The organism is Arthrobacter castelli DSM 16402 (assembly GCF_000430705.1).
In the GTDB taxonomy this organism is placed as follows: domain Bacteria; phylum Actinomycetota; class Actinomycetes; order Actinomycetales; family Micrococcaceae; genus Arthrobacter_C; species Arthrobacter_C castelli.
Genome location: NZ_AUMN01000017.1, coordinates 83,008 through 109,581, shown reverse-complemented (window position 1 = coordinate 109,581; position 26,574 = coordinate 83,008). Strand labels below are relative to the sequence as shown.

General features: G+C 63.5%; 31 protein-coding genes and 2 tRNA genes. 18 read left to right on the top strand and 15 right to left on the bottom strand.

Features of this window, described 5'->3' with window-relative positions:
• Nucleotides 1–23 precede the first annotated feature (23 nt).
• Both H535_RS29125 and H535_RS0117275 read left to right on the top strand, forming a co-directional pair.
• The gene (locus H535_RS29125) at nt 24–500 is read left to right on the top strand and encodes a hypothetical protein (protein ID WP_155838755.1); all 477 of its coding nucleotides are present in this window, start codon (nt 24–26) and stop codon (nt 498–500) included.
• A gap of 642 nt (nt 501–1,142) precedes the next feature.
• Nucleotides 1,143–1,499 (top strand): GatB/YqeY domain-containing protein, encoded by a 357-nt coding sequence (locus tag H535_RS0117275; protein ID WP_026820534.1) that lies wholly within the window; start codon nt 1,143–1,145, stop codon nt 1,497–1,499.
• A gap of 71 nt (nt 1,500–1,570) precedes the next feature.
• Here the strand turns inward: H535_RS0117275 and H535_RS0117270 are convergent, their stop codons facing one another.
• A complete protein-coding gene (locus H535_RS0117270) occupies nt 1,571–2,566 on the bottom strand; it encodes a DNA-3-methyladenine glycosylase family protein (RefSeq protein ID WP_026820533.1) in 996 nt (331 codons plus the stop codon).
• A 91-nt stretch (nt 2,567–2,657) separates the two neighbouring features.
• Between H535_RS0117270 and H535_RS0117265 the strand changes: the two genes are divergently transcribed.
• The 3 genes from H535_RS0117265 to H535_RS0117255 all read left to right on the top strand — a co-directional run bounded on the left by H535_RS0117265 (nt 2,658) and on the right by H535_RS0117255 (nt 6,069).
• Nucleotides 2,658–4,040 (top strand): cystathionine beta-synthase, encoded by a 1,383-nt coding sequence (locus H535_RS0117265; RefSeq protein WP_026820532.1) that lies wholly within the window; start codon nt 2,658–2,660, stop codon nt 4,038–4,040.
• 87 nt (nt 4,041–4,127) lie between these two features.
• On the top strand, nt 4,128–5,288 hold the full coding sequence (locus tag H535_RS0117260) for a cystathionine gamma-synthase (RefSeq protein ID WP_026820531.1): 1,161 nt from the start codon (nt 4,128–4,130) through the stop codon (nt 5,286–5,288).
• Nucleotides 5,239–6,069, top strand: coding sequence for an oxygenase MpaB family protein (locus tag H535_RS0117255; RefSeq protein WP_081416770.1), 831 nt, complete (start codon nt 5,239–5,241; stop codon nt 6,067–6,069). Before H535_RS0117260 ends, H535_RS0117255 begins: the two co-directional genes overlap by 50 nt.
• A gap of 12 nt (nt 6,070–6,081) precedes the next feature.
• Here the strand turns inward: H535_RS0117255 and H535_RS0117250 are convergent, their stop codons facing one another.
• Nucleotides 6,082–7,254 (bottom strand): amidohydrolase, encoded by a 1,173-nt coding sequence (locus tag H535_RS0117250; protein WP_035770072.1) that lies wholly within the window; start codon nt 7,252–7,254, stop codon nt 6,082–6,084.
• Nucleotides 7,255–7,380: 126 nt separating this feature from the next.
• On the opposite strand from H535_RS0117250, the gene H535_RS0117245 reads away from it, so the two are divergent.
• Nucleotides 7,381–8,151 carry an SDR family oxidoreductase gene (locus tag H535_RS0117245; RefSeq protein WP_026820528.1) on the top strand — a complete coding sequence of 257 codons (771 nt, stop codon included), beginning with the start codon at nt 7,381–7,383 and terminating at the stop codon, nt 8,149–8,151.
• Between the two features lie 45 nt (nt 8,152–8,196).
• Here the strand turns inward: H535_RS0117245 and H535_RS0117240 are convergent, their stop codons facing one another.
• Entirely contained in the window at nt 8,197–9,321 is a 1,125-nt protein-coding gene (locus H535_RS0117240) for a flavin-containing monooxygenase (protein WP_026820527.1), read from the bottom strand.
• 179 nt (nt 9,322–9,500) lie between these two features.
• Here H535_RS0117240 and H535_RS0117235 point away from each other — a divergent pair, with 179 nt between their 5' ends.
• The 4 genes from H535_RS0117235 to H535_RS0117220 all read left to right on the top strand — a co-directional run bounded on the left by H535_RS0117235 (nt 9,501) and on the right by H535_RS0117220 (nt 12,980).
• Nucleotides 9,501–10,190 carry an MOSC domain-containing protein gene (locus H535_RS0117235; RefSeq protein ID WP_026820526.1) on the top strand — a complete coding sequence of 230 codons (690 nt, stop codon included), beginning with the start codon at nt 9,501–9,503 and terminating at the stop codon, nt 10,188–10,190.
• Nucleotides 10,191–10,787: 597 nt separating this feature from the next.
• Nucleotides 10,788–12,683, top strand: coding sequence for a DEAD/DEAH box helicase (locus tag H535_RS26285; protein WP_035770071.1), 1,896 nt, complete (start codon nt 10,788–10,790; stop codon nt 12,681–12,683).
• A 90-nt stretch (nt 12,684–12,773) separates the two neighbouring features.
• Nucleotides 12,774–12,845, top strand: a tRNA-Thr gene (locus H535_RS0117225).
• A 58-nt stretch (nt 12,846–12,903) separates the two neighbouring features.
• Nucleotides 12,904–12,980 (top strand) — tRNA-Met (locus H535_RS0117220).
• A gap of 6 nt (nt 12,981–12,986) precedes the next feature.
• Here the strand turns inward: H535_RS0117220 and H535_RS0117215 are convergent.
• Nucleotides 12,987–13,646, bottom strand: a complete 660-nt coding sequence (locus H535_RS0117215; RefSeq protein WP_026820525.1) for a TetR/AcrR family transcriptional regulator — start codon at nt 13,644–13,646, stop codon at nt 12,987–12,989.
• Between the two features lie 37 nt (nt 13,647–13,683).
• Here H535_RS0117215 and H535_RS26280 point away from each other — a divergent pair, with 37 nt between their 5' ends.
• The 7 genes from H535_RS26280 (at nt 13,684) to H535_RS0117180 (ending at nt 18,195) form a co-directional block, all read left to right on the top strand.
• Nucleotides 13,684–14,190, top strand: a complete 507-nt coding sequence (locus tag H535_RS26280; protein WP_155838753.1) for a DUF1453 domain-containing protein — start codon at nt 13,684–13,686, stop codon at nt 14,188–14,190.
• A gap of 132 nt (nt 14,191–14,322) precedes the next feature.
• Nucleotides 14,323–14,889, top strand: coding sequence for a type 1 glutamine amidotransferase domain-containing protein (locus tag H535_RS0117205; protein ID WP_026820524.1), 567 nt, complete (start codon nt 14,323–14,325; stop codon nt 14,887–14,889).
• A gap of 131 nt (nt 14,890–15,020) precedes the next feature.
• Nucleotides 15,021–15,977 carry a DUF2797 domain-containing protein gene (locus H535_RS0117200; RefSeq protein ID WP_026820523.1) on the top strand — a complete coding sequence of 319 codons (957 nt, stop codon included), beginning with the start codon at nt 15,021–15,023 and terminating at the stop codon, nt 15,975–15,977.
• 17 nt (nt 15,978–15,994) lie between these two features.
• Nucleotides 15,995–16,207, top strand: coding sequence for a hypothetical protein (locus H535_RS0117195; RefSeq protein WP_026820522.1), 213 nt, complete (start codon nt 15,995–15,997; stop codon nt 16,205–16,207).
• 55 nt (nt 16,208–16,262) lie between these two features.
• A complete protein-coding gene (locus H535_RS0117190; protein WP_026820521.1) occupies nt 16,263–16,709 on the top strand; it encodes an FAS1-like dehydratase domain-containing protein in 447 nt (148 codons plus the stop codon).
• Complete coding sequence (locus tag H535_RS0117185) at nt 16,709–17,137, top strand: MaoC family dehydratase (protein WP_026820520.1); 429 nt, start codon at nt 16,709–16,711, stop codon at nt 17,135–17,137. The genes H535_RS0117190 and H535_RS0117185 overlap by 1 nt, the downstream gene beginning before the upstream one ends.
• Nucleotides 17,134–18,195: a UDP-N-acetylmuramate dehydrogenase gene (locus tag H535_RS0117180; RefSeq protein ID WP_026820519.1), complete on the top strand. Its 1,062-nt coding sequence runs from the start codon at nt 17,134–17,136 to the stop codon at nt 18,193–18,195. The genes H535_RS0117185 and H535_RS0117180 overlap by 4 nt, the downstream gene beginning before the upstream one ends.
• 23 nt (nt 18,196–18,218) lie before the next feature.
• Here the strand turns inward: H535_RS0117180 and H535_RS0117175 are convergent, their stop codons facing one another.
• The 10 genes from H535_RS0117175 to H535_RS27960 form a co-directional block, all read right to left on the bottom strand.
• Complete coding sequence (locus tag H535_RS0117175) at nt 18,219–18,656, bottom strand: hypothetical protein (protein WP_026820518.1); 438 nt, start codon at nt 18,654–18,656, stop codon at nt 18,219–18,221.
• A 93-nt stretch (nt 18,657–18,749) separates the two neighbouring features.
• Complete coding sequence (asd, locus tag H535_RS0117170; RefSeq protein ID WP_035770050.1) at nt 18,750–19,901, bottom strand: aspartate-semialdehyde dehydrogenase; 1,152 nt, start codon at nt 19,899–19,901, stop codon at nt 18,750–18,752.
• A gap of 109 nt (nt 19,902–20,010) precedes the next feature.
• Nucleotides 20,011–20,187 carry a hypothetical protein gene (locus tag H535_RS29120; RefSeq protein ID WP_155838752.1) on the bottom strand — a complete coding sequence of 59 codons (177 nt, stop codon included), beginning with the start codon at nt 20,185–20,187 and terminating at the stop codon, nt 20,011–20,013.
• Nucleotides 20,188–20,266: 79 nt separating this feature from the next.
• Nucleotides 20,267–20,449 carry a hypothetical protein gene (locus H535_RS0117160; RefSeq protein ID WP_026820516.1) on the bottom strand — a complete coding sequence of 61 codons (183 nt, stop codon included), beginning with the start codon at nt 20,447–20,449 and terminating at the stop codon, nt 20,267–20,269.
• Nucleotides 20,450–20,495: 46 nt separating this feature from the next.
• Complete coding sequence (locus H535_RS28590; protein ID WP_081416769.1) at nt 20,496–20,774, bottom strand: type II toxin-antitoxin system VapC family toxin; 279 nt, start codon at nt 20,772–20,774, stop codon at nt 20,496–20,498.
• Nucleotides 20,713–20,949, bottom strand: coding sequence for a type II toxin-antitoxin system Phd/YefM family antitoxin (locus H535_RS0117155; RefSeq protein ID WP_026820515.1), 237 nt, complete (start codon nt 20,947–20,949; stop codon nt 20,713–20,715). The genes H535_RS28590 and H535_RS0117155 overlap by 62 nt, the downstream gene beginning before the upstream one ends.
• A 569-nt stretch (nt 20,950–21,518) precedes the next feature.
• Nucleotides 21,519–22,064: a dihydrofolate reductase gene (locus tag H535_RS0117150; RefSeq protein ID WP_026820514.1), complete on the bottom strand. Its 546-nt coding sequence runs from the start codon at nt 22,062–22,064 to the stop codon at nt 21,519–21,521.
• Nucleotides 22,061–22,864, bottom strand: coding sequence for a thymidylate synthase (locus H535_RS0117145; protein WP_026820513.1), 804 nt, complete (start codon nt 22,862–22,864; stop codon nt 22,061–22,063). The genes H535_RS0117150 and H535_RS0117145 overlap by 4 nt, the downstream gene beginning before the upstream one ends.
• Nucleotides 22,865–22,894: 30 nt before the next feature.
• Nucleotides 22,895–23,578 (bottom strand): DedA family protein, encoded by a 684-nt coding sequence (locus tag H535_RS26275; RefSeq protein ID WP_162144903.1) that lies wholly within the window; start codon nt 23,576–23,578, stop codon nt 22,895–22,897.
• A 24-nt stretch (nt 23,579–23,602) separates the two neighbouring features.
• The gene (locus tag H535_RS27960) at nt 23,603–25,582 is read right to left on the bottom strand and encodes a sensor histidine kinase (protein WP_051299465.1); all 1,980 of its coding nucleotides are present in this window, start codon (nt 25,580–25,582) and stop codon (nt 23,603–23,605) included.
• A gap of 164 nt (nt 25,583–25,746) precedes the next feature.
• On the opposite strand from H535_RS27960, the gene H535_RS0117130 reads away from it, so the two are divergent.
• Nucleotides 25,747–26,418 (top strand): response regulator, encoded by a 672-nt coding sequence (locus tag H535_RS0117130; RefSeq protein ID WP_026820512.1) that lies wholly within the window; start codon nt 25,747–25,749, stop codon nt 26,416–26,418.
• On the opposite strand, the gene H535_RS0117125 is transcribed toward H535_RS0117130, so the two are convergent.
• A complete protein-coding gene (locus H535_RS0117125; protein ID WP_155838750.1) occupies nt 26,399–26,560 on the bottom strand; it encodes a hypothetical protein in 162 nt (53 codons plus the stop codon). The genes H535_RS0117130 and H535_RS0117125 overlap by 20 nt on opposite strands.
• Nucleotides 26,561–26,574: the final 14 nt, after the last annotated feature.

Below are 26,574 nucleotides of genomic sequence, written 5' to 3'. Positions count from 1 at the left end.
TGTACGAGAAGTAGTCTTCGATTATGGGGAATACGGATGAAAGTGCTCATGGTGCACCGGCAACAGTGGACGACATAGCTCACCGGAGCCGGAGAGAAACACCTTATGCGTCGGCATTATTCAAAGGCGTCTTCATCGGGTCTCTCTTCGGTGCCGTCCTGATGCCGCTTTCGATGATTGATCCTTCTCCGAGCCCAGCTTGGCAACCGGACTTCGGCACCTACATCGTGGCGGTGATATTCGGATCCTTCATCGGTGGGGTTGTTGCCGGTTTCTCTGCTGCATGTGCTTTGGGGCTCCATGTACTGATCGGGCGAATATCGCCCCTGCTGCGGGCACCGTCGGCAGCCCTTGGGGCTATCGTCGGTGTGTTCCTTCCAGCGTGCCTGCTCTTAGGCCCCCGGACGGCCCTGACCCTGTTGGACGCCTGGCCCTGGTGGGTGAGCGCGTTAGCTGCAAGTGTCCTCGCGGTGAGATTGACCAAACGATTCAGAACGTGACCAAAAAATCACATTGAACAATGCGCCATTTGAGGATCCTTCAGCGGACGTTAGCTGGAGGAACCATCGTCCCTGGCGGTCGAATCATTTGTGTTCATTGAACGCCTTCTTGACTTCCTCATCCGCCGAAGACCCTGCGCTGCCCAAAAAATAGTGAGAGCTGAGCCCGCGATCACTAAGAAAATGTTCAAGCCTGTCCATCCCTCCTCCTCCAAGCGCAGGACCGGAGGAATGACAACGCACACGCCAACAATCAACCCACACCAAATCTGAAAGGGATGCTCAAACCACTGATTGGATGAAGCCGGCATATGCCTCATCCTTCCCTACTCTGTACGAATACATAAGAGGCGTAAACACAGCCCCACAAGCGGATCCTTAACCGGGACACCTTGTCAGTCGGGCAGGGCAGTCGGGCGCAGATGTGGAGGGCGGGCAAAAATTGCGGCTGCCCGCCCTTCCAGCCCAAGAGCACGGACCGAATAATTATGCATTCGAGGAAACCCCGAATTGAGAGTGGTGTCGACGGGAGTAGTTGAACAGCGACCGCGCTGGCAGCGGGCATGTCCGAACTCGAGCCGCTTCGGGCGTGGGCGCGCGGGCAGAGAGCGCGTCTGCTTCCTACTCCGATAGGATTCAGGAATGCGTGACACTATGCGCCGCGATTTGAAGACGGCGATGAAAGCCCGTGACCGGGTCGCTGTAACCGCGATCCGGTCCGCCTTGGCGGCCATCGACAACGCCGAGGCCATCCCCGTCGAGCGGTCCGTGGCGGAGAACGGGACCGCCGAGGTGGCAGCATCGGCGGTCGGCATCGGAGCCGCGGAAGCCGATCGACGTGACCTTGACGCGGAGGATATGCGCGCGATTGTCGAGGCAGAGGTCAATGACCGAACCGCCGTTGCCGGCGAGTACGAGCAGGCCGGCCACAGCGACGCCGGCGACAAGCTCAGGGCCGAGGCGGATGTGCTCCGAGGGTACCTGCCACCCGGCCCATAGCCGGATCCGAGGTCTTGAGCAGTCAAACGTCCGGAGGCCGGCCACTTTCGTCTCAGGACCCCGCGTGGCCGCTATCGGAAGCGGTGATCGGCCGGCGCCAGGCGCGGGCCAAATGAGGGTTTGCGGAACCCGCTGAGCCCCAGCATCCGGACCACGCGTTGGCGGTGTCCGCGCCACGGTTCGAGCAGCTCCAGCATGCCGTCGTCGTCGACCGGTTTGCCCGCCAATGCCCAGCCGACATAGGCCGCCAGATGATAGTCGCCCACCGAGATAGAGTCGGGACAGCCGTGGGTGCGTTGGGTGGTTTCGGCCGCCGTCCACGGGCCGAGGCCGGGAATGGAGCACAGCTTGTCGGCCACCCCGGCCCCGGCGGGCATCCCGCTCAACCGTTCCAGGCCACGTGCGGAGGCGCAGGCACGCAGGATCGCCGCGGACCGTTTCGAATCGACGCCGGCGCGGTGCCATTCCCACGAGGGAATCCGCCTGAACTGTTCGGGAGTGGGGGTGACTCGCATATGCTCCGGGGCAGGTCCGGGCGCCGGGTCTCCGTAGCGACCGGCCAGATAGCGCCAGGCGCGGCGGGCCTCGATGGTGGTGATTTTCTGTTCCAGGATGACCGGCACCAGCGCATCCATCATCCGGCCGGTGCTGGGCAGCCGGAGGCCGGGGTGACGCCGTCGAGGTTCACGGATCAGCCGGGGCAGGCCGGCCAGGAACGCGGGATCATCAAACTCGGTCCAGTCATCGTCAGCGCCGAGCAGGGCCGGGACGGAGTCCAAGGCACGTTGGGCTCCTGGGCCCCAGGCGCTCGCCGTGACGGGCCCACCGGGTGCGTGGCGGGTGCGGGGGCCGGCGTCCGCCTCACGGGGGGCTTGCACCAGCCGCAGCGATGCGGGTCCGGCGGGAGTCGGGAAGGTCAGCCAGGCCACGCGGTGGTTAATGCTCACCGACGGGTCCCAGGTGCCGCGTTGCAGGATGCCGAGAGTGGCCGCCATGTCGTAGGGACCTTCAGGCCGCCATACCGTGCTCGACGCGCCTTCGTCGGTGCGCCCGGCAGTCATGGTCATGATCCCATCGTGCCACGAGCCAGGGTGCTGCTCTTGTCACGTGTGACGTGGAATTCGAACTGCTGCTGGACCGTGCCGTAACTTTAGAGGCATGAAGTACGCCGACTCTGTAGTGCAACTGGTGGGGAATACGCCACTGGTCAAGCTCAATAAAGTGACCGAAGGTATAGCCGCCACCGTCCTGGTGAAGTTGGAGTACATCAACCCCGGCGGATCCATTAAGGACCGGATCTCCGAAAAAATCATCGACGCCGCCGAGGCTGAGGGCAAACTCGGCCCGGGCGGGACGATCGTCGAGCCGACGTCGGGCAATACCGGTGTCGGGCTCGCCATGGTGGCCCAGCAGCGCGGCTACAGGTGCATCTTTGTCTGCCCGGACAAGGTCGGCGAAGACAAGCGGAATGTGCTGGCCGCCTACGGTGCCGAGGTCGTCGTCACCAAGTCCTCCGTCCCGCCGGAGAGCCCCGAATCCTATTACGGGGTGTCGGACCGGCTGGTCCGCGAGATCGACGGCGCCTTCAAGCCGGACCAGTTCTCGAACCAGAACGGACCGCTCAGCCACTATGAGTCCACCGGTCCGGAGATCTGGAGGGACACCGACGGGAAAATCACCCACCTGGTCGCCGGCGTCGGCACCGGCGGGACCATTACCGGCACAGGACGCTACCTCAAGGAAATTTCGGACGGGCGCGACGGCGGCCGCGTCCGGATTGTGGGTGCCGACCCGGAAGGCTCGTTCTACTCCGGTGGAGCCGGCCGCCCCTATTTCGTCGAGGGCGTGGGCGAGGACATGTGGCCGGAGGCATACGACCCCTCCGTGCCCGATGAGGTGATTGCCATCAACGACGCCGAGAGCTTCGCCATGACCCGCCGACTGGCGCGTGAAGAGGGCATGCTCGTGGGTGGCTCCAGCGGCATGGCGGTCGCTGCAGCCCTGCGGACGGCTCGCACATTGTCGGCCGACGACGTCGTCGTCATCATCCTGCCCGACAGCGGCCGGGGCTACCTGGGCAAGATCTTCAACGACCGGTGGATGCGGTCATACGGGTTCGACGACGGCTCTGCCATCGATCCTCAGGTCGACTCTGTGGGCGATGTCCTCAAGTCGGGCCGGAGGGCTGAGCTGGTTTATGCCGGACCGGACCAGACCATTGGCGAAGCCATTGAGCTGATGACCGGCCACGGACTGTCCCGGCTGCCGGTGCTGACCCACGAGATGCCCGCCGTGATCAACGAAGTGGCCGGATCCGTCAACGAACTGGCATTGACCGATGCGCTTTTCACCGGCGAGGTCAAGCCAACGGACACCGTGGGCGAGCACATGATGGCGCCGTTGCCGGTGATCGGCCTCCGGGAGCCCGCCGCCTCGGCCCGTGAACGTTTGCAGCACGACGACGCACTGATGGTTACCGCCGATGGTGCCCCCGTAGGCATAGTCACCCGCGGGGATCTACTGTCGTATATGAACCGCTAGGTCTCCACGCGGGTCTCGATACACTCGCTGGCGCTCGCTACTCGACCACCGTCTCGACAGGCTCGACCACCGATAGGAGCTTTGCTCATGAACCAGCCCAACACCTCTGGATTCAACACCCGCGCGATCCACGCCGGGCAGGAACCGGAAAAGCGCACCGGGGCGGTCGTGCCGCCGGTCTACCAGACCTCCACTTTCGCCCAGGACGGTATCGGCAAGCTCCGCGACGGCTACGAATACGGACGCGGCACCAACCCCACCCGCGACTCGCTGCAGGAACAGCTCGCGGCGCTGGAAGGCGGCAAGCACGGTCTCTCGTTCGCCTCCGGCCTGGCGGCCGAGGACGCATTGATCCGCGGACTGCTGAAACCCGGCGACCACATCGTGCTGGGCAATGATGCCTACGGCGGAACCCACCGCCTGATCGACCAGGTGCTGGCCGCATGGGGCGTGTCCAACGCGACGGCGGACATGGCCGACGACGCCTCCGTGGACGCGGCGATCGCCAAGGGCCGCACCAGGATGATCTGGGTGGAGACCCCGTCCAACCCGATGATGAAGATCACCGACATCGCCAAGCTGGCTGAGAAGGCGAAATCCATCGGCGCCTGGCTGGTGGTGGACAACACCTTCGCCTCCCCGTACCTGCAGACGCCGCTCGCGCTGGGCGCCGACGTCGTCGTCCACTCCACCACCAAGTACATCGGCGGCCACTCCGACGTTGTCGGTGGCGCGTTGGTGATGAACGACGACGAAATCGTGCAGAAGGTGGGCTTCATCCAGTTCGCCGTGGGCGCCGTGTCAGCTCCGATGGATGGGTGGCTGACCACCCGCGGGTTGAAGACGCTGGGCGTGCGGATGGACCGGCACAGCGCCAACGCGCAGGCCATCGCCGAATGGCTGCTGAAGCAGGACGCGGTGGAGAACGTCTATTACCCGGGACTGCCTGGCCATCCCGGCCACGAGCTGGCCAAGCGGCAGATGAAGGCCTTCGGCGGGATGATCTCCGTGACGTTCGTCGGTGGCGAACCGGCCGCCCGCAAGGTCGCTGAGACCACCAAGGTCTTCACGCTGGCCGAAAGCCTCGGCGGGATCGAGTCCCTGATGAACTACCCGGCGGAAATGACGCATGCCTCGGTGAAAGGCACCGAACTGGCCGTCCCGGAGAACCTGGTGCGGCTGTCGGTGGGAATCGAAGATGTTGAGGACCAGATTGCCGATCTGGACCAGGCGCTCTCCGCGCTGTAACCGCGAGGTCCGCGGCCTGGCCGATATCGCAGGCGAGGGCATCCTGCTGCTCGGCGCCGGCCGGGCGATCCTGCTGCAGATCGCCAATCCTTCCGTCGGCCACGGCGTCGCAGCACACAGCGATTTCGCCGCCCGGCCGCTGGACCGGCTGCAGAACACCATGACCTACGTGTACGCGGTGGTGTACGGAAGTCCGGAGCAGCTGGCGGCCGTGCGGAGGCGGGTGAACAAGGCCCACGCTCCGGTGCGGCAAAAGGCCGGCGGCCGGAGCCACGGCTACTCGGCCTTCGACCCGCAACTGCAACTGTGGGTGGTGGCGACGCTGTATGACACCGCGGTGACCGTGTATGAGCGGATCTTCGGCGCGCTCGACGATGCGACCGCCGACCGGATTTACCATGACTATGCGGCGCTCGGCTCGGCGCTGCAGGTTCCGGCGGACCTGTGGCCGGCCGGGCGGGCCGCGTTCGAAGCGTACTGGGGCGATCAGCTGCACAATCTGGAAGCGGACGACGTGACCCGGCGGGTGGCGCACGATCTGCTGCATCCGGACACGGTGCCGCTCTGGCTGCGGGCAGGGATGCCGCTGGCGAGGCTGATCACCGCCGGTCTGCTGCCGGAAAGCGTCCGGGAGTCATTTGGTTTCGCCTGGAACGCCCGGCGGCAACGGCGTTTCGACGCCGTCATGCGCTGCTGCTCGGCGGTGTATCCCCGGCTGCCCCGGCGTATCCGCTGGCGCCTGCTCGACTACTATCTGGGGCAGCTCGACGTCTCCCGGTGACCGCCGGTGAGCCTATGTTCTCGGCGCGACGACCCCCTCGCGGGTGTCGTCGTCGTACTCGAAAACCTGCCTGCCGCCGATGAAGACCTGTGTCGCCCGCTGCATCACGTCAAGCGGATCGCCGGTCCACAGCACCAGGTCGGCGTCCTTGCCCACTTCCAGCGACCCCACGCGGTCGGCCACGCCCATCACCTTGGCCGGATTGATGGTGATTGACTCTAACGCCTGCTGCCTGTCCAGACCCTCTTTCACCGACAGCGTGGCCTGGTGGACCAGGTAATGGATCGGGATGACCGGGTGGTCGGTGATGATGGAAATGTCGACGCCGGCAGCGGCCAGCTTGCCCGGGTTCGCCAGGGACCGCTGGCGCAGTTCCACCTTCGACCGCGCGGTGAATAGCGGGCCGATCAGCACCGGGATGCCCTTTTCGGCGATGACGTCGGCGAGGATATGGGCCTCGGTGCCATGGTCGAGCACCAGATCGTAGCCGAACTCCTCGGCCATCCGCAGGGCCGTGGCGATGTCGTCCGCTCGGTGGGCGTGCTGGCGCCAGGGGATTTCCTTGTTCAGCACCATGGCCAACGCTTCCAGCTTCAGATCGCGGGCGTTAGCGTCGGCCTTGCCGATGTAGTTCTGCGCGTCCACGAAGGCCTGGCGCATCACCATGGCGGTGCCCAACCGGGTGGACGGTGTCTTCTTTTGTTCGCCGTAGACCCGCTTCGGGTTCTCGCCGAGTGCTGCCTTGAGGCCGCTGGGGGAGCGGAGCACCATTTCGTCGATGTACCGGCCGTGGGTGTGCAGGGCAACGCACAGGCCTCCGACCGGATTGCCCGAGCCGGGGTTTACGTTCACTGTGGTGACGCCGCCGGTCAGCGCGTCGTCGAAGCCCATCTCGTGCGGATTGATGCCATCCAGTGCCCGGACCGCGGCCATGATCGGGTCCGTCATCTCATTGGTGTCGTCGCCTTCTTTGCCCTCGGACTCTTCGTGGACGCCGAGGTGGGTGTGCGCGTCGACAAAACCGGGAAGCAGCCACTGGCCGCCGGCGTCGATCACTTCCGCCTGGCGGGGGATCTTCGCCTTAGGGCCCATCGCCGAGATCCTGCCCTTGGCGACCACCACCGTGCCGTCGAATGGCTCGCCTTCGATCGGGACGACGTGGGCATTGGTGATAGCGGTGGTCATGGGAATGTGCCTTTCGCGGATGGGGTTCAGGTTCGAGTCCAACATACCCCGTGTGACCGAGGTCTCCGTGCCGGTATGGTTGGGGCACCATATTTCGCCGCGGGACGGCCGACAGCAGGAGGCTCCATGACCAGACCCATAGCGCTGATCACCGGCGTCGGACGTGCCGCCGGCATCGGTGCCGGCATCGCCCGTAAATTGGCCGCCGAAGGCTGGGACCTCGCGCTGACGTACTGGTCCGGATACGACGAACGCGTGCACTTGGGTGGCGCGCCAGGCTCCGGACCGGCAGGGATCCCCGAAACTGCCGCGCTGGCGTCGGAACTGGAAGCCACCGGCGCCGGTATGTTTTCGGTTCAGGCGGATTTTGAACAGACCGACGCGGTGCCACGGCTGGTCGAGGCGGTTCACGCCGGGATCGGGCGCTTCGACGCGATCGTGCTGTCGCATTGTGAAAGCGTTGACTCCGGCATCCTGGACACCACGTTGGAAAGCTTCGACCGCCATTTCGCGGTCAACGTCAGGGCGAGCTGGCAGCTCATCGCGGAATTTGCCCGGCAGTTGCCGGGCGAGGATGGCCGTATCGTCGCGCTGACCAGCGATCACACGGCCCATAATCTGCCCTACGGCTCCAGCAAGGGCGCGTTGGACCGGATCGTCATCGCGGCGGCGAGGGAACTTGGCCATCTGGGTATCTCGTCCAACGCGGTCAATCCAGGCCCCAACGACACCGGGTGGATGGACGACGAACTCCGCGACCAACTCACGCAGCACCAGCCGACCGGCCGGCTCGGAACCCCGGTCGATACGGCGGCTCTGGTCGGTTTCCTGCTGTCACCGGAGGGAAAGTGGATCTCCGGGCAGTTGATCAAGAGCGACGGTGGTTTCTCGGTTTAGTCCGTGCCGGCCAGGCAGTCGTGGAAACCGCGTTCAGCGGCGCACTCACGCGGCATGGCTCCTTTTGAGGTCAGCCGTAATGGCCTTCGTGATCCGGCCGGCGGAATCAGCGCAGAATGCGAGCTGGCCGGGAACGCTCTCAAACCCGGTGAAATGCAGCCCCGGGTACTGCCGGAGCGCATCGGGCGAAGGGACTCCGCGCCGATCCAGGATGCCTAAATGGCCGACCAGCGGCTCGAGTCCCGGCCGGAATCCGGTGGCGGCAATAATGTTGTCCACTTGAATGTACGAGCCGTCAATGAGGTAAGCGCCGGCCTCGTCCAGCCGCTCAACAGTCGGAACTATGACTATTCGCCTGGACCGAATGCCGCGGAGCGTCGCAGTGTCAATGATCCCGGGGTCCGTGTGCCGTTGCTTCAACAGGCTGAAGGGCCCGTCAGGAGGAACCGGCAGCCCAAACTCCGTCAGGTCTCCGATGCTGATCCGCCGGATCACGCGCATCTGTGCGTCTCCAATACGAGCCGGGAGCCGCAGCAACAGTTTCACCCCGGGCAGGGCTCCGATAATGCGGGGGACAATGTTCGGAGGCGTTCGCACTGCCATCTGAACGCTTCTGGCCCCTGCCGCCTCGAGCTCCCCGGCAATCTCCATCGCCGTCGTTCCGGCACCGATGATCAGGACATCCCGACCGGCAAACGGCGCGGGATTGCGATAGCCGGACGAGTGAATCATTCGGGAGGCAGCCAGATCGGCGCCGGGCCAATCCGGGACGTGGGGGACAGCGAACACACCTGTTGCAACAATCACGTACCTGGCGGACACCGGTCCGGTGGTCGTGTCGATACGCCATTGGTCGTCGTCGCGTTCGATTCTGTGGGCCAGTACGCCGGTCCGTATCGTCAGGTGTTTGGATGCGGCATAGTGCTCGAGATATTCGATGAGCTCGCTCCGGGTGGGGAAGATGCCGGCCGTGTGCGGAAATTTTGACCAAGACAGCGTCGATGTGCGCCGTCCGCCAGTGAGCCGGAGGTTATCAGGACGGGTGCGCCATGCCGAAGCCACGGAATCCGACCGCTCCAGAATCGTCGAACTGAGTCCATGGCGTTGCAACATTGCGGCGCAAGTCATGCCGGAAGCGCCGGCGCCAATAATCACTACGTCGTCGCTCATCGTGACCCCTCCACCGACCGCACCGTCGCATCCGGGCAACGATAACTTCAGCATGCTCCCGGCGATGGAATGTTTCAAGCGTTCTGGACCGCAAATTCCCCGGTCTCCCGACCTTGCCCGTTCCCGTTATGCGCGATATCGATGGGGCACGGGTCGTCGACCGGTGTAAGAATAGGGAAATGCCCGATTCCGCTCCTCGTCTGGTTACGATTTGCCGCGTCCACCAGCTCCAGCCCGTCTCGGGCGCACCCGGCGTCACCGCCATCGACAAGCGGCCCGCAGAAGGTCCGGTCAAGGTGCACAAGTTGGGTCTCTATGGGGACGTACAGGCGGATCGGAAGCACCATGGCGGCGAGGACAAGGCGCTCTACGCATATTCCGCAGAAGAGGCTGCCCACTGGGAAGCGAAGCTTGGCCGGGGAGTGCCGCCAGGGTATTTCGGGGAGAACCTGAGGACCCGGGGCGTCGAAACCACCGGTGCTGTCATTGGCGAACGATGGCGCATCGGGCAAGGCGTCGAAGTGGAGGTGACGATGCCGCGCATACCCTGCGCCAACTTCGCCACCCACACGGGCGAGGCGCGGTGGGTGAAGCGGTTTACCGAAGAGGCGCTGGTGGGTGCCTATCTCAGGGTGGTGGCCACCGGTGCCCTGGAAGCCGGGGACGACATTGAAGTGATCCATCGCCCCGAGCACGGGATCACCGTGGGCCGCTGGTTCGCCGGCTCGGATCCGGCGGATGCGCAGTCGTTGATCGATGCCGATGCGGCGGGCGAGTTCACCATGGCGGCTTCGCTGCGTTCTTACGTGGACAAGGCGCTGCGCCGTGTTGCCGGCCGTGCCGCCGTCCGTGGAGTTGAGTCACGGTAGAGTCGGCGCGCGGTTGATTGTGGCGCGGCGGTGGGCTGGTCGCCGTTCGGGCGGGGAGGAGAACAGCGGTCCGCAGCGGACAAACCGGCCGAATTCGCGATTTCATACTCCTCGGCCGAACATGGCCCGGCGGGACGCGGCCGAACATGGCCCGGCGGGACGCGGCCGAACATGGCCCGGCGGGACGCGGCCGAACATGGCCCGGCGGGACCCAGCCGACATGCCCCGGCGGGACCCACATCGACATGACCGCCCCGTCGTCGGGCAGCCTGTGCCCAACCTCACGCTCCGTTCCGCCCCACCAGCATTTCAGCGCCGCAAGCCCGTAAGGTATAGTGGACACATCCCCCACACCGGTATTCCCTTTTTACTCTGTCCACATTATTCGTCGTGATGACAGATTCGTTGTGTTGGGGCCCGCCAAGACGGGCATTTTCATATGGGAGCGCCGGCTGACAAAACGTCACACGTGCCTGCAGAGAGTGCAGCCCAAAGTGTGACGCGAGGCCCTGCCATGGGATTGAAACAGCGCCGGGTTTCTACGTACTGCGGCAATCCATGCCGCGTATCCGCCTACCCATATGAATGAGGTATATCTTGTCCAGCAATTACAACGACGTCGAGCCCGCAGCAGAGCCGGTCAACAATGAGGCCAACAGTGAAGATCACGAGGTCATGTTCTCCGACCTGGGGATCGACGGTCGTGTCCTCGCAGCCGTAACGGACCTCGGCTACGAGAAGCCTTCCCCCATCCAGGCCGCCACTATCCCGACCCTGCTCGAGGGGCGCGACGTCGTCGGCCTCGCCCAGACCGGTACCGGCAAGACCGCGGCCTTCGCCATCCCCGCGCTGTCGCAGATGGCCGACCTGCCGCCGTCGAAGGCCACGCAGATCCTGGTCCTCGCGCCCACCCGCGAACTGGCACTGCAGGTCTCCGAGGCCTTCTCCTCCTACGCGTCCCATCTGGAAGACTTCAGCGTGCTGCCGGTCTACGGCGGCTCCGCGTACGGGCCCCAGCTGGCCGGACTGCGCCGAGGCGCGCAAGTGGTCGTTGGCACCCCGGGCCGCGTGATCGACCACATCAACAAGGGCTCGCTCGACCTGTCCGAGCTGCAGTACCTGGTCCTCGATGAGGCCGACGAAATGCTGCGCATGGGCTTCGCCGAGGACGTCGAGCAGATCCTGTCCAGCACCCCCGACGAGAAGCAGGTCGCCCTGTTCTCGGCCACGATGCCGTCGCAGATCCGCCGCATCTCCAAGAAGTACCTGAACAACCCGGCTGAAATCACGGTCAAGGCCAAGACGACGACGGCGGCCAACACCCGGCAGCGCTACCTGCAGGTGATGGGCCCGCACAAGCTCGATGCCCTGACCCGCATCCTTGAGGTGGAGGAATACGGCGGCGTGCTGACCTTCGTGCGCACCAAGGTCGCCACCGAGGACCTGGCCGACAAGCTCAAGTCCCGCGGTCACCGTGCAGCGGCGATCAACGGTGACGTTCCCCAGCAGCAGCGCGAAAAAACCATTGAAGCCCTCCGCAACGGCAAGATCGACATTCTGGTCGCCACCGACGTCGCCGCACGTGGCCTCGATGTGGAGCGCATCTCGCTGGTCGTCAACTACGACATTCCCCATGACACCGAGTCCTACGTGCACCGCATCGGCCGCACCGGTCGTGCCGGCCGCGATGGCGACGCAATCCTGTTCATGACGCCGCGGGAGAAGTACCTGCTGCGCGCCATCGAGAAGGCCACGCGCCAGCCGGTCGAGCAGATGCACCTGCCCAGCGCAGACAAGGTCAACGAGCTGCGCCTGGGTAAATTCGCCGAGCGCATCACCGAGACCCTGGCCACCGAGGACATCAGCGTCTTCCGGGACCTGATCTCCAGCTACGAGGACGAGCATGACGTGCCCGCCGCGGAGATTGCCGCCGCGCTTGCGTTCATGACCCAGGGCGACCAGCCGCTGCTGGTGAAGGAACTGCCGAAGGCTCCTGACCACCAGAAGAAGGATCGTTCCAAGGACGGCTTCGGCTCACGCGGCCCGACCCGGACGGTGACCGAAGGCAACGCCACGTACCGCATCGCCGTCGGACGCCGCCAGCGGGTGATGCCCGGCTCCATCGTCGGCGCCATCGCCAATGAAGGCGGGCTGACCGCCGGACAGATCGGCGGGATCGACATCCGGTCCGACCACAGCCTGGTGGAGCTTCCAGCCGACCTGTCCAAGGACCAGTGGCGCTCGCTGTCCAAGACCCGTATCGGCGGCGAGCTGATCAACCTGGAGCTCGACAAGGGACGTCGTCCCAAGAAGGACTTCAAGAAGAACCACGACGGCGACTTCTCCAGGAACCACGGCTCCGGCTTCAAGAAGGACTTCAACAAGCACGACGGCGAGCGTCCGTTCCGGAAGAAGCACGAAGACGGCGGTTCCGGGCAGTTCGCTACGGCCGGCAAAGGGGACCGTAAACCCCGCCACGGAAAGAAGTACTAAACACTTCGAAATCGGGCCGTGATCCGCGTCAATGCGCGGATCGGTCGATTTCGTTTCTCTGGGGATTAGCTGGTAAAGTTTTTCCTCGTTGCCCCGATAGCTCAGCGGTAGAGCGCCATCTTGGTAAGATGGAGGTCCCGGGATCGATTCCCGGTCGGGGCTCTTGATGGGGCCCGCGTCCAGACGGTTTGTGACCGGTCTGCGCGGGCTTTCCATTCATGGCGGTGTAGCTCAGTTGGTTAGAGCGCACGACTCATAATCGTGAGGTCGCGGGATCGAGCCCCGCCACCGCTACCAATACAACTACGAATGGCTGTGGTCCAAAGGACGGCAGCGGCGCGGACGCAGACTCGTCAGATGAGTTCCCAGCACGGCGCGTGCCGTGTCCGGATCAATACTTCCCGGATGCAGGACAGCCCTGAGCGTCAGACCGTCCACCAGCGCCGCCAGCCGGGCCGTTTCGACGTCGACGCTGAGCGATTTATCGAATGCGCCACTGCGCATCGCGGCGGCAAGGACCGACTTGACCAAGCGTGTTGTGCCGGCGCTGATATTGCTTGAGCGTTCGGCCAGGCTGTGGTTCGTCCGGGCGGCTGCTTCGAACTCGACCCAGACGATTGCTTCAGCTTTTCGCTCTTCATCCAGCGGCAACAGTTCGCAGAACAGCTCAACGAGAGCAGCTATACGCTCATCACCGGAGAGGATATCTTCATCGAGCGCCGATTGCAGTTCTTTCGTGCGCTCAAGGACCCGTCCCTGGACGCGTTCGGCCATGGTGTCGAACGCAAATCCGATGAGCTCGTCCCTGGTGCCCAGGAAATGGCGCACGGAGCCGATCGTGAGCGCGGCCTCCGCTGCCACGCTCCGGAGGGACACCTCGTCGAAGCCACCTCTGCGAACAACGTTGAAGAGGGCGTCCGCGATCTCCTCGCGGCGTTCGTCAAAGTCCACTACTTTCGGCATAGTACTTTTATAGCATCACTGTGCTATATTATTTAGCGTGAACATGCTAAATCAAGCCGGACCGTTCCTTGTGGCGGGGGTAATCGTTGTTGTGCTGGTGCGCCGGATGACTGGCGAGCCGGTGGATCTGAAGGATGTCGTCGCCTCGCCTGCCATCCTGCTGTTCCTGGGCGTGCGGGACATGGCGGATGCCAATCTGACGGCCGTCGATCTGGGTTGGATCGTGGGCCTCTCGGTCGTGTCGGTGCTGTTTGGCGCCATTCGATCGACCACAACTGTCTTCGAGCACCGGCAGGGGAGGCTTTTTCAGCTCTACCGGTGGAGGACCTTGGCATGGATGGTCGGTTCGTTGGTTGCCGGGGCCTGCCTGGGGTGGGTTGCGCATCATTTGGGGATGCATGATGGCGCGAGACCGATGACTTTCAGCGTTGGTATCGGGCTTGCAGGCGAAGCGGTTGTGACGCTGCTCCGCGCCTATCGACACGGCGCAGCGATGCCCTGGTCCGAGGGTGCGGGCCGGCAGGGGAGCGACCAGCGTAAGTGACGGCCGCTGTCTGCACTCCAGCACTCAGCTTGCTTAGTATCGTGGGTCTTCCTAGGATGGCACGTGAGGGTTCATCCTCTGACATCCACGCTCTAAAACGGCTCTAAGACCGCCCCAAGACAAGGAGGAAGCATGTCTGGCAAGGATATTTCAGGTAAGAAGGTCGCATTCTTGATGACCGATGGTGTGGAGCAGGTCGAACTGACTGACCCGTGGGACGCCGTGAAGCAGGCAGGCGGAGAACCCGTACTTGTCTCCCCGAAGGACGGCAGCATCAAGGGTTTCCACCACGCCGACCCGGGGGATGAGTTCCACGTCGATGTGAGCGCGTCCGATGCCAAGGCAGACGACTACGATGCCTTGGTGCTTCCGGGTGGTGTCTTCAACGCGGACCAGCTCCGCACGGACAAAGACTCACAGGAATTCACCCGCTCGTTCTTCTCCAGCCAGAAGCCTGTAGCGGTTATCTGCCACGGGCCTTGGATCATGATCGAGGCCGGAGTTGTTGACGGTCGCAAGCTGACCTCATACCACTCAGTGGCGACCGATCTGAAGAACGCAGGCGCAACCTGGGTGGATGAAGAGGTCGTCGTCGACGCCGGCCTGGTGAGCAGCCGCAGCCCGAAGGACCTTCCTGCGTTCTGCTCGAAACTCGTGGAGGAAGTTGCGGAAGGCCGGCACTCCAAACAAACGGTCTAAAAACGGCACACTCCGGCTCGTCTATGCCGGAGGACCACGGAACCGCCGGTAACCTTGAAGTGTTGCCGGCGATTCTTCGTTAAACCGCTACTGCCGTGCAATCGATGTTCCGATGCTCAGAGGAGACCGAGATGAAGGCCGGCCGGTTCCTGGTCCGCGGTGTCACATGGGATGAGTGTGGGGCCGGGCTGGCACTGTCCACCGCCGAGGGCGCTCACCAGCGGCTGTCGCTGCAGCCGGGCGCTGACGTGCGGTTCATAGTGCTGACCCTTCCATCGATCCGGCATTGCCTGGGATACAGCAGGGTTCACGGTCCACAAGAGCGCGAACTCGTCGAGTGTCCGGATCGCGCTCATGCCGAACGTGGCTTCTTCTGCGGACCTTGCTTTGCCCGTGACGACTTCCGCCACCTGCACGACATCCACCGCAGCGGGATCGCCCCTGCCGGGATGCGAGCCTACGTTGACCAGCAGCATTGGCTGTACGTTGCAACTTTCGCCGATGGCACCTGCAAGGTGGGCACAGCCTCTCACCGGAGCAAGTTCAGCCGGCTGGCCGAACAGGGAGCCGTCGCTGCACGCTACGTGGCATGGGCGCAGGACGGGCGGATCGTCCGCCATCTCGAAGACGCTGTCACCGATCATCTCGGCCTCGTGCAGGCTGTCCGGTCGGTGTCGAAATTCGCGGCGCTGGCCAATCCCTTGCCGGCCGATGAAGTGGACAGCATCAATGCCGCCGAAGCAGCCCGGGTGCGGCAGATGCTCGACGGCGGTGGCGGGCCAGGGGAATACAGCATCCCGGGCGCCGGCGAGTCACCGACTGCCGCCCATACGGTGGATGAGCAGTGGCCACGGCCGGCCGGAACCGCGGCCGTATGCGAGAACCGGACCGCCGTCGCATATCCCCACGATCCGGCTGCCGGCGCCCACGGACTGAAACTACAGGCGGTGCACGGAAGTTTCGCCCGGGCCGGCATCGACCATTCGGACGTCGCCTTCCTGGTTGATTTGGGACGACTGAAGGGCAAATGGATTGAATTCGGCCGGCACCAATCCGAGGTCCCGCCGGTTCAGGAGTCTCTCTTCTGAGCGCTTAGCATGGAACCATGCTCAATAATCCCTGGGAGACCGGTTCGCCCAAATACCGCCTGTTTGTCGTCGCCGGACTGATCATTACGGGGCTGGGGATTGTTTGTTCGTTGATTGGGATCAATACCGGCAACGATGTGCTGACGTGGATGGCATTGCCGCTGCTCGGCATTGGGCTGGCCTGCTACGTGGTCAGTATCTTCTTCCGCCGCCCGCCCAGAGGAAAATGAGTCCGGCGCACTTGTATGCTGGGAATGAATCATTTCCGCATCAATGAGGAGTCCGATGGCGATCAATCCTGACCTGGCCGGGCGCAGTTATCCGGCGGCAGAACCATACCTGGTGGGCCGGGAGAAGGTGCGGGAGTTTGCCCGCGCCGTGAAGGCATCCAACGCCGCCCATTACGACCTCGAAGCTGCCGGCGAACTCGGCTACCGGGAGGTGGTGGCCCCGCCGACCTTCGCGATCATCGTGGCCCAGCGTGCGGATGCCCGGCTGATCGCCGATGAGGATGCGGGAATCGATTTCACCCGGGTGGTGCACGCTGACCAGCGCTTCACGCACCATCGGCCCATTGTCGCCGGCGATGAACTCATTGCGGAACTGCATGTGGATTCGGTCCGCGGCATGGGCGCCGGCGCCATGATCACCACGCGGGCGGAAATCTCCACTACCGACGGCGAAGAAGTAGCCACAACCAAGTCATCCATCATCGTGCGGGGGGAGGAATAGTGAGCGTTTCACTCGAAGAGCTCGAGGTCGGCCGGCAAATTGGCGAGGTGACCATCGAGGTGACCCGCGCCGACCTGGTCAAATACGCAGGCGCCTCCGGCGATTTCAATCCCATCCACTGGAACGAACGGTTCGCGGAATCGGTGGAACTGCCGGGCGTGATTGCCCATGGCATGTTCACCATGGGCGCGGCCGTCCAACTGGTGGTGGATTGGGCAGGCGACCCTGCCGCCGTCGTCGACTATCAGACCCGTTTCACCAAGCCGGTTCCGGTTGAAGACACCGATGAAGGTCCGGGCGCCGAGATAGAGGTCACTGGAATCATCGGGGCGGTCGACCACGACAACTCGACGGCACGGGTGGATCTCACTGTCACCTCGGGCGGGCAGAAGGTGCTGGTCAAGGCGCAGGCAGTCGTGCGGCTGTGACGGCCGCGCCCGTCTCGCTGGCGGACTTGACGACGACGGCGGTCGGCGGACCTGCCGCCCGATATATCAAGGCCGGGACCGAAGCCGAAATCATTGACACGGTCCAGGCGGCCGATGAAGCTGGTGAACCGCTACTGATTGTCGGTGGCGGATCCAACCTGCTGGTCTCCGACGACGGTTTCGACGGCACCGTTGTGCATATTGCGTCCGAAGGTTACCGCGTCAGGTCCCAGGACACCATGGCCGGGGCCATGGTCGAGGTCCAGGCCGGGCACAACTGGGACGACTTTGTCCGCACGGCAATACTGCATGCCTGGTCCGGTCTCGAATCCCTCTCCGGCATTCCCGGGCTGACGGGCGCCACTCCGGTGCAGAACGTTGGAGCCTACGGGGCTGAGGTGTCGCAGACTCTGGCCAGCATCCGCACCTGGGACAGGGAGCGTAATGCCGTCCGGACGTTTGCCAATGCCGACCTGCAATTCGCGTACCGTGATTCGATGCTCAAGCGCACCACCGTTGACGGTTCTCCCCGCTACGTGGTCCTCACGGTGCAGTTCCAGTTGGGGCTGAGCCGGATGAGCTTACCCATCCAGTACGCTGAGCTGGCGCGGCGGCTGGAGGTCGAACCAGGGGAGCGGGCCAAGGCGTTGCAGACCCGCAAAGCGGTGCTCGAACTGCGGGCATCGAAGGGCATGGTGTTGGATCCGGACGACCATGACACCTTCAGCACCGGGTCCTTCTTCACCAACCCGGTCGTCGACCAAAGCACGGCCGACCGCCTCCCCGCGGAAGCGCCACGCTTTCCGGCCAAGGACTCAGGCACCAAACTCAGCGCGGCCTGGCTCATTGACCAGGCAGGCTTTCCCAAGGGATACGGGCTCGGCAACGGTCGTGCCTCCTTGTCCACCAAGCACACCTTGGCTGTCACGAACCGTGGCAATGCGAAGGCCCGCGACCTGCTCGAGCTCGCACGCGCCGTCCGCGACGGGACGGAGGCGAAGTTCGGAATCCGGTTGGCTCCCGAGCCGTTGCTGATTGGCTGCAGTCTCGACCGGTGAGTCCAGGGACAGCCCCTGCTTCCCTACGATGGCCGCGGATCCGGGCCGCGGCGGGCATAATCGACCGCCAGCCGGGTCTCAATCATGGCGCAGCCGGCCAAGGCGCTGTCCACCAACCGTTGGCTGCACAACCATTGGGCCAGCCGGGATGTCTGGGCGATTTGGGAACGCCTGTGCCAGTTGTTTGTCATCAGCCACGGATCCCGCAGGAAATCGGGCAGCGAATACAGCAGATCCTCGGCATCCATAATCCTCGAACATGCCCCATCGAGCTGATACGCCTGCTCCAGGCCGAGCAGTTCGACCTTGTCATCATTGAGGAACCGGTGGCCGGCCGCTTCCAGATATTTTCGCAGTTGCGCGTCGACGTGCTGATAGCGGCGTGACGTGGCCAGCTGTCTGCCGTTGCAGCTGGCCTTCAGGAATCCGGCGAGTATCTCGTCCACGTTTGGAATCATCATGGCCTCAGCGTGCCACCCTGCACCGACAAAATGAGAAGCGCCCCGGCAGACGGACCTGTCGGGGCGCTTCGGCCCGTCTGTTTCTGCGGCTGCTTACAAGTTCCCGGTGGCAATGCGCAGCATGCGGCGCAGTGGCTCCGCTGCGCCCCACAGCAGCTGGTCGCCGATGGTGAAGGCGCTGAGGTACTGCGGCCCCATTTCCATCTTCCGCAGTCGGCCGACCGGAACATCCATGGTGCCCGTGACGGCCACGGGAGTCAGCTGTTCCATGGTGGCTTCCTTGGTGTTGGGCACCACCTTGGCCCATTCATTGTCCCGGGCGATGATCTGCTCGATCTCGGACAGCGGGATGTCTTCGGTGAGTTTGAGGGTCAGCGCCTGCGAGTGTGAACGCATGGCTCCGATCCGCACGCAGAGACCGTCGAACGGAATCTTCGTCCCGTCGGTCGCGTTGAGTCCCAGGATCTTGTTGGTCTCGGCTCCGCCTTTCCACTCTTCCTTGGACTGGCCATTGCCCAGATCGGCGTCAATCCACGGGATGACGGACCCGGCCAGCGGAACACCGAATTGCGAGGCGTCCATGTCCGGGTTCCGCTGCTGGGCCGAGACGCCGCGGTCGATGTCCAGGATGGCTGAGGCGGGGTCCTGCAGTTCATGTGAAACCGCACCATGAATGGAGCCGAACTGGGTGAGCAGCTCACGCATGTGCTTGGCGCCGCCACCGGATGCCGCCTGGTAGGTCATGGCGGTGCTCCACTCGACCAAGCCGTTCCGGAATAGGCCACCGAGCCCCATCAGCATGCAGGACACAGTGCAATTGCCGCCGATGAAGTTTTTCACGCCCCGGGACAGCCCCGCGTCGACGACGTCGCGGTTGACCGGATCAAGCATGATGATGGATTCGTCGTCCATGCGCAGCGTGGAGGCTGCGTCGATCCAAATCCCGTCCCAGCCCGCATCGCGCAGCTTGGGGTATACCTCGGAGGTGTAGCCGCCACCCTGGGCGGTGACGATAATTGGCAACTTGGCCAGCGACTCGACGTCGTAGGCGTCCTGAAGTTTGCCGGCACCGGCGGCAAAGTCCGGGGCATTGCCACCGGCGTTGGAGGTGGAGAAGAAGACAGGATTTATGTGCGCGAAGTCGCCCTCATCCTGCATGCGCTGCATCAGGACGGAGCCGACCATACCGCGCCAGCCGATCAGGCCAACGGACGGGGTGGACGAGTCTAAGCCAATAGAAGTCATGGTCCTATTGTCCCGGGACGCGGGGGTCGATGGCTAATTGATATGACGTTGGCCCCGCCGCATGACGCTGATCAATGATTCCGACGGGCAGCAGAAAGGCCGCAGGAGCTCAGCGTCGGAGCAGTTTGCGGATCCCCTTCTTAATCGATTTCAGCAGCCGGCGACGAATAGCCAGGGACCGCTCCCGGTTTTCCCGCTCGCGCTCCGATTCCATGGCCAGTTCGGAAATGTAGGCCTTCGCTCCGCTTTCCGTGGTCGACCGCCCGAAAGGTGCGTTTCCTGCCATCTGATCTTCTCCTCTACCTACGAACGCCCAACATGCTGACTATGGGGTTCGTTCGGCTCCACGCCGTTGGCTCTGTCGTTCAGCGTCGGAGCAGTTTACGGACCCCGCTCTTGGCCGACTTGAGCAGCCTGCGCCGGATGGCTTGGGACCGCTCCCGGCTCTCCCGTTCGCGTTCGGTTTCAGAGGCCAGTTCGGAAATGTAGGCTTTCGCCCCTGCTTCTGTGTTCGCCCGTCCGAATATGGTCGCATTACCAAAATCCACGTGATCTCACCCACTTCCTGTAAACCACTCTACATGCCGTGAAATGTCACCAAAGGGTGTTCAATGGCTCGAACTGTTGCATTGTTGTGTCAGCGGTAATCAACGTGGCCCCTTCAATCAGGGCTTGCGCGGCGATTAGCCGGTCGAACGGATCGCCGTGGTCCCAGTCCAGTTCCGCCGCGGTGAGCGCATGTTCGCTGGTGATGCTGATGGTCCACGGTGCAATGCGCCGGGCATGGCGAAGAGCAAGACTTGGGAGTCGATTAGATAATTGGCGTTTCCCATGCCGACAACTCCTCTCGGGACATTGGTTCGAACGCCTCATCCGCGACGTCGAGGGGCCCCAGGAAACCGAGCGGGCGCTTGGCGGGACGTTCGACCTTCACCAGCTTTGCAACAGGATGGCCGGCGCGGGCAATAACGACCTCATCCCCGCGTTCCACGAGTTGGAGCAGTTCCGAGAAACGTGTCTTGGCGTCCTGCACGTTATGTTGTCCCATGTTGACCAACTCTAGTTGGTCAACCTCTGCAGTGTAAGTTTCCGGCCAATATCCAAGGCCTCTCAAATGTGCTCATAGGAAAGGTTCCATTCCATAAGCCAAGAGCTACCGCCCTGTACGGCACCGTCCTTAGAAGCTCTCGGCTACGGGTCTACGCAGGATCGTCGTGATATCTGTCCGCATACTTGCAATCTCGTTGCCGTATGCTTCGCTGGCGTTTGATTCTCCATCGCGAGCCGAGCCCTGCCACCAAAGTTAGAGTCAGCGTACTTGTTATCAGCGATTGCTCTTCAGCTGCACCGGGCAGAGCATGCACTCCTAATAATCCGATGATAACGATACTGAAAACCAGTGAGAGAGCTGTCAAGGCGCGTCGAATCGGAACCGCGACGCAGATTATCGCGATTGCCAATTCGACACAAACCAAGAGAATCAGCACTTATGCTCCATTACCGACAGAACGGCCCATCACCACCATCCAATATTTATCGGTACATCTATCACTTCCTGATGACAAACGGGGGTGACGGCACTGGGAGGAGCGCTCGAACGCCAGGATGTGGATAACTTCAGCGGTTCCAGACTTCGATGCGGTAGCGGGCGCCCTTGCGCGACTGGTGCCAGCCTTCGGCAGGGTCCGTGGAGCTGAGCGTCCAGGAATCATCGAGGACAGGAGCGCGGGTGTCACCGTCTTCGTCGACGTCGATGATGGTCACCGCAGCCCGGCTCGTGTTGGCGATGGCCGCTTCATAGACCTGGCCGCCTCCGAGTATCCAGATCTCTTCGCTGCCCGGGCTTCCGGCTGCCGCGGCCAGCGCGGCGCCGACGCTGTCGACGGCGGTGGCACCAGCGTCGGTCAGTTGCCGCTGCTGATCAGCCTGCCGGGAGATGACGATGTTGGTCCTGCCGGGTAGTGGCCGGAACTGCGGTGGAAATGATTCCCAGGTCCGGCGTCCCATGATGACCGGATGACCCGCCGTCGTCGCCTTGAAATGGGCCATATCTTCAGGCACGTCCCACGGCATGGTTCCGTCACGGCCGATAATCCCGTCGGGAGTCTGGGCCCAGATCATCCCGACCACTCTGCCGCCGGCGGGAGTCGCTTCAGGACTCATACGGCCACCGGGGCCTTGATAGTGGGGTGGTGCTGGTAATCGACCACTTCGAAGTCCTCGTACTCGTAGTCGAAAATCGAGTCCGGCTTCCGTGCCAGCTGCAGTTGCGGGTAGGGGTATGGGTCGCGGGTAAGCTGCTCCGTGACCGCGTCGACGTGGAAGTCGTAGATGTGGCAGTCGCCGCCGGTCCAGATGAATTCGCCCGGCTCCAGCCCGGTCTGCTGAGCGACCATCATGGTCAGCAGTGCGTAGCTGGCGATATTGAAGGGAACACCGAGGAACATGTCGGCGCTGCGCTGGTAGAGCTGGCAGGAGAGCTTGCCGTCGGCCACGTAGAACTGGAACATCGCATGGCAGGGCGGCAGGGCCATGTTCTCCAGCTCGCCGACATTCCAGGCGGAGACGAGGTGGCGGCGGGAATCCGGATTGGTCTTCAGGTTTTCGACGACGTCGGCAATTTGGTCGATGTGCCGTCCGTCCGGTGTCGGCCAGGACCGCCACTGCACGCCGTAGACCGGGCCGAGATCGCCGTCGTCGCCGGCCCATTCATTCCAGATTTTCACCCCGCGCTCCTGCAGCCACTTCGCATTGGAATCGCCGCGCAGGAACCAGAGCAGTTCCAGGGCCAGCGACTTGAAGTGCACCCGTTTGGTGGTGATGAGCGGGAAGCTGCCGTCCAGATCGAACCGCAGCTGGCGGCCAAACACGCTGCGCGTGCCGGTCCCGGTGCGGTCGGATTTGGGGGTGCCGTTGTTCAGCACGTCGGCCAGGAGGTCTTCGTAAGGGGTTTCGATGCTCACGGTTTCCATCCTATGGGGCGCGCGTCCCGATCACCGCCCGACACCCGAAAATGTGGTGTGGCGGACTGGCTCCGAAGGAGGATGGATAGCCGGGGACCGGTGTTTCGTGGAGGCGCTCTGTCGCTGGCGCCGGGAGGCCCGATTGAAAATCACATCGATCAACCACCCCAGGATCAGAGCTGCGAGGACGGCAGCCAGGGCGGCCAGCAGCGGATTGCCGCTGAGCCAGGAACCGGCGATGGTTCCGATGAGCACGGTGTAGGTCGCCCATGCTATGCAGGCAACGAGGTCCAGGCACACGAACTTGCCGCGCGGCACGCCCGTTGCTCCGGCGGCGAGGTTAACGGCGACCCGGGCGACCGGGATGAAGCGCGCGGCGAGCAGGAAGGAGGCCGGTCGATGGCGCAGACGGCTGCCGGCCCACTCCAGCGCCGCCGTGATCCGCAGCGTGTGCATCCATTGGAATCCGCCGTGCGGTAACCGCTGCCCCAGGCTGTAGGCGAGGTTGTCGCCGATCACCGCCCCAACGGTTGCGGTGAGGATCAACAGCAAAGGATTGCTCGAACCACCGGCCATCGCCAGGGCTGCCACGGCGACGACGACGGTCTCGCCTGGTACGGGCGGCAGGACGCCGTCGACCGCGACGCAGACCAGCGTTGCCAGGTACATCCAGATCGGATCGAGCGAGGTGATGGCGTCCGTGATTGCTTCCATGCCCATCACGCTGCCAATCACATCTTAGACGTCGCGTCCGTCCACAGAGTGGTTTTGGGCCCCTACCGGAGTATGGGGATCCAGGCTCCGGGGAAGCCGCGCACTCACTTGGTAGCCGCCGTCGGGCAGGAAACCATAGTTGATGTTGCCGCCGGCCGCTTGTGCCCGCTCGCGCATACCGATGAGACCGTGCTTTGGCTCGTGTCCGGATGCCGGAGGAGAAGCGGAAATGCCAGCGCTGTTGGTGACTGACATGTAAATATCGGCTTCTTCCAGCATCAGCTGAACCTGAACGCCTGATCCTGGCGCGTGCCGGACCGCATTGGTTACGGCTTCCTGGATGATGCGATAGGTGGACAACGCCGTGGAAGCCGGCACTTCTGTGGTTTCGACGTCTGGCTCGATCGATAGTTCAATGGAGGCCCCGCCGCGCCGGTACGTGTCGATCAGCTCCGGAATCTGCGCCAGGTCCGGGGAGGGAGCGAGCTTCGTTTCCCCGTCGTCGTCGCGGAGTACGGCAAGCAGGCCACGCATTTCCGTCAACGACCGTCGGGCGGAGGCTGTAATGTCGTCGAGTTCATCGGCAACTTCTGTCGTCACCCCGTCGAGCCGGAACCGCGCCGTGGAGGCCTGGATGGATATGACAGACAAGCTGTGGGCGACGACGTCGTGCAGCTCCCGGGCGATCCGGTGCCGCTCATCCATCACGGCCTGCCGTGCCTCAACCTCTGCCGTTCGTTCACGCTGCACCAGCAGTTCCCGGCGGCCGAGCAGCCACTGGCGGATGATGATTCCGATGATCACGGCCAGCGCGAGGATCGAGGCATAGGCGATGAGGTTGGCCACTGCCCCCGACGAGAACTCGCCGTCGGGGGTTGAGGTCAGCAGGAGTTCGCCAAAGGGCGCCACCAGACTGGCCAGAGCCGCCACCAGCGTTGTTGCCCAGCCGTTCCGTGCTGCAATCAGCAGGCACAGCAAGGTCTGGGTGATCAGCACGGTGACTGGCACGGGGTACGGAAGGCCCTCTGCCGTGTCGGTGGACAGTGCAAGGGCCACCAGCACGGCAGCCGACAGTGCGATGGCGGCGTGCGGCCATTTGACCGATGCAGCCAACGCGATGCAGTGCAGGCCGATCAGCAGGAAGGAGAACGGGACGAACAATCCGTAGAGCACGCTCATCACCGGAATCCCGACTGCCAGCAGGGCAATCGATGCGAAACCGGTGATCGACCACATCCATGCCTGGCGGGTGATGATCTCTTGTGGGCCACCGGACTGTCGAGGTGAAGGCGAAGTCGATATCCCGTCCCGGCGGCGGTCATCGTGACCACCGACGTCGTCGCCGCCGTCGCCGGGCTCGAGGTCGGGCAGCCACGAGCCGGTCAGGAACACTCGGGCGATAGAGCCATCGACCATGGTGCACAAGCGAATGACCCATGGCGCTGTTACCAGGCACAAGATGCCAATCACGAAATTGACCGCAGCATCCAACAAGTACGGATCCAAGCCAGCGCCAATACCGGCCAGGCCAAACAACAGGGAGCCTAAACCATCGCCGTCGTCGGGCAGGAACCCGGCCCACAGGAAAAACGTGACACCTCCGGCTCCGGCCGCGAGCCACGTGAGGCTCAGGACGAACGTTGTGATCCGCAGCGGGAACGTCACCAGTGTTCCATGCAGCAGGTCTTTCCAGAGCTGCGGATCAGAAATGGCTCCAACTATCTGCTTCAGTCGGCTCCTGGCCCTGCGATATGCCGGATCGGCCACAGGCAGCCCCTGCCGGGCCAGCAGGGCCCGGTTTTCGCGTGCCAGCGCCCCGGCCAGCAGCAAGGCGAACCCGAGGATCGGGACTCCGATCCAGATCACAGCCGTGGCGATGCCCAGCACTGTCAGCGGTACCAGCATGATGAAGCCAATCAGCGTGATGAAGAACCCTGAAACCACGTAGGCAAGGTCGCGCGGCAGGGACCGCCATGTTGGCCGTCCGGCTGGCTGATAGGTCATCGATCGTCTTTCGCGGTGGATGGTGCGGATAGTGAAAGCCTAGAAGCCGGCGGTCAGCCCGCGCATCCCTCTGCAGGATGCAATCGAATGCCCTACCGCGGAGGGACGCCGGGCCAGTGCTGGACCTGTTGTAGACTCACTGCGTCGTCGAACAGGAGTGTGCCGTGACAGAGGAGCAAATCCGAATACTGATCGTTGATGATCAAGAGATGGTCCGGGCCGGCTTCAGCGCGCTGCTGGACGCGCAGCCGGACCTGAAAGTGGTTGCCAGCGTACCGGACGGACGTGACGCCGTCGGCGCTGTCAAAATGCACCAACCGGACATTGTGCTGATGGACATCCGGATGCCGCAGGTGAACGGGCTCGATGCCACCCGGCAGATCTTCGCGATGCCGGGGAACAGCCCGAGTGTCATCATGCTGACCACGTTCGATTTGGACGACTACGTCTTTGAGGCCTTGCGGGCCGGTGCCAGTGGTTTCCTGCTCAAGGATGCACCGGCGGATGATCTGATCGAGGCCGTGCGGATTGTCTCCCGCGGTGATGCCCTGCTGGCCCCTTCCATCACGAAGACCCTGATTGCCGAATATATCCGCCAACCGGCCAGATCGACGCCGAAATCACCGCAGGTGAGGGAGCTGACCGACCGGGAGCGGGAAGTGGTCCAACTGGTGGCCCGCGGCATGTCCAACGCCGAGATCGCCGTCGATCTGTTCGTCACCGAACAAACCGTGAAGAGCCATGTCAGCCGCACCCTGGGCAAGCTGGGGTTGCGTGACCGCGCGCAGATTGTGGTCTTCGCGTACGAATCCGGGCTCACGAGTACTGGCGCCTGAAGCGGAAACCGCTCGCCGCCAGCGCCAATGCCAAGGCTGTCGCACCTATGGCAGTTGAGCCGAGGCTGTACCCATCGATCAGCACCACCGTGATTCCGCCAATGGCTGCCACGGTGACGATGACGGTGCGAAGGGTCGTCATCGGCTCGGGCCTGG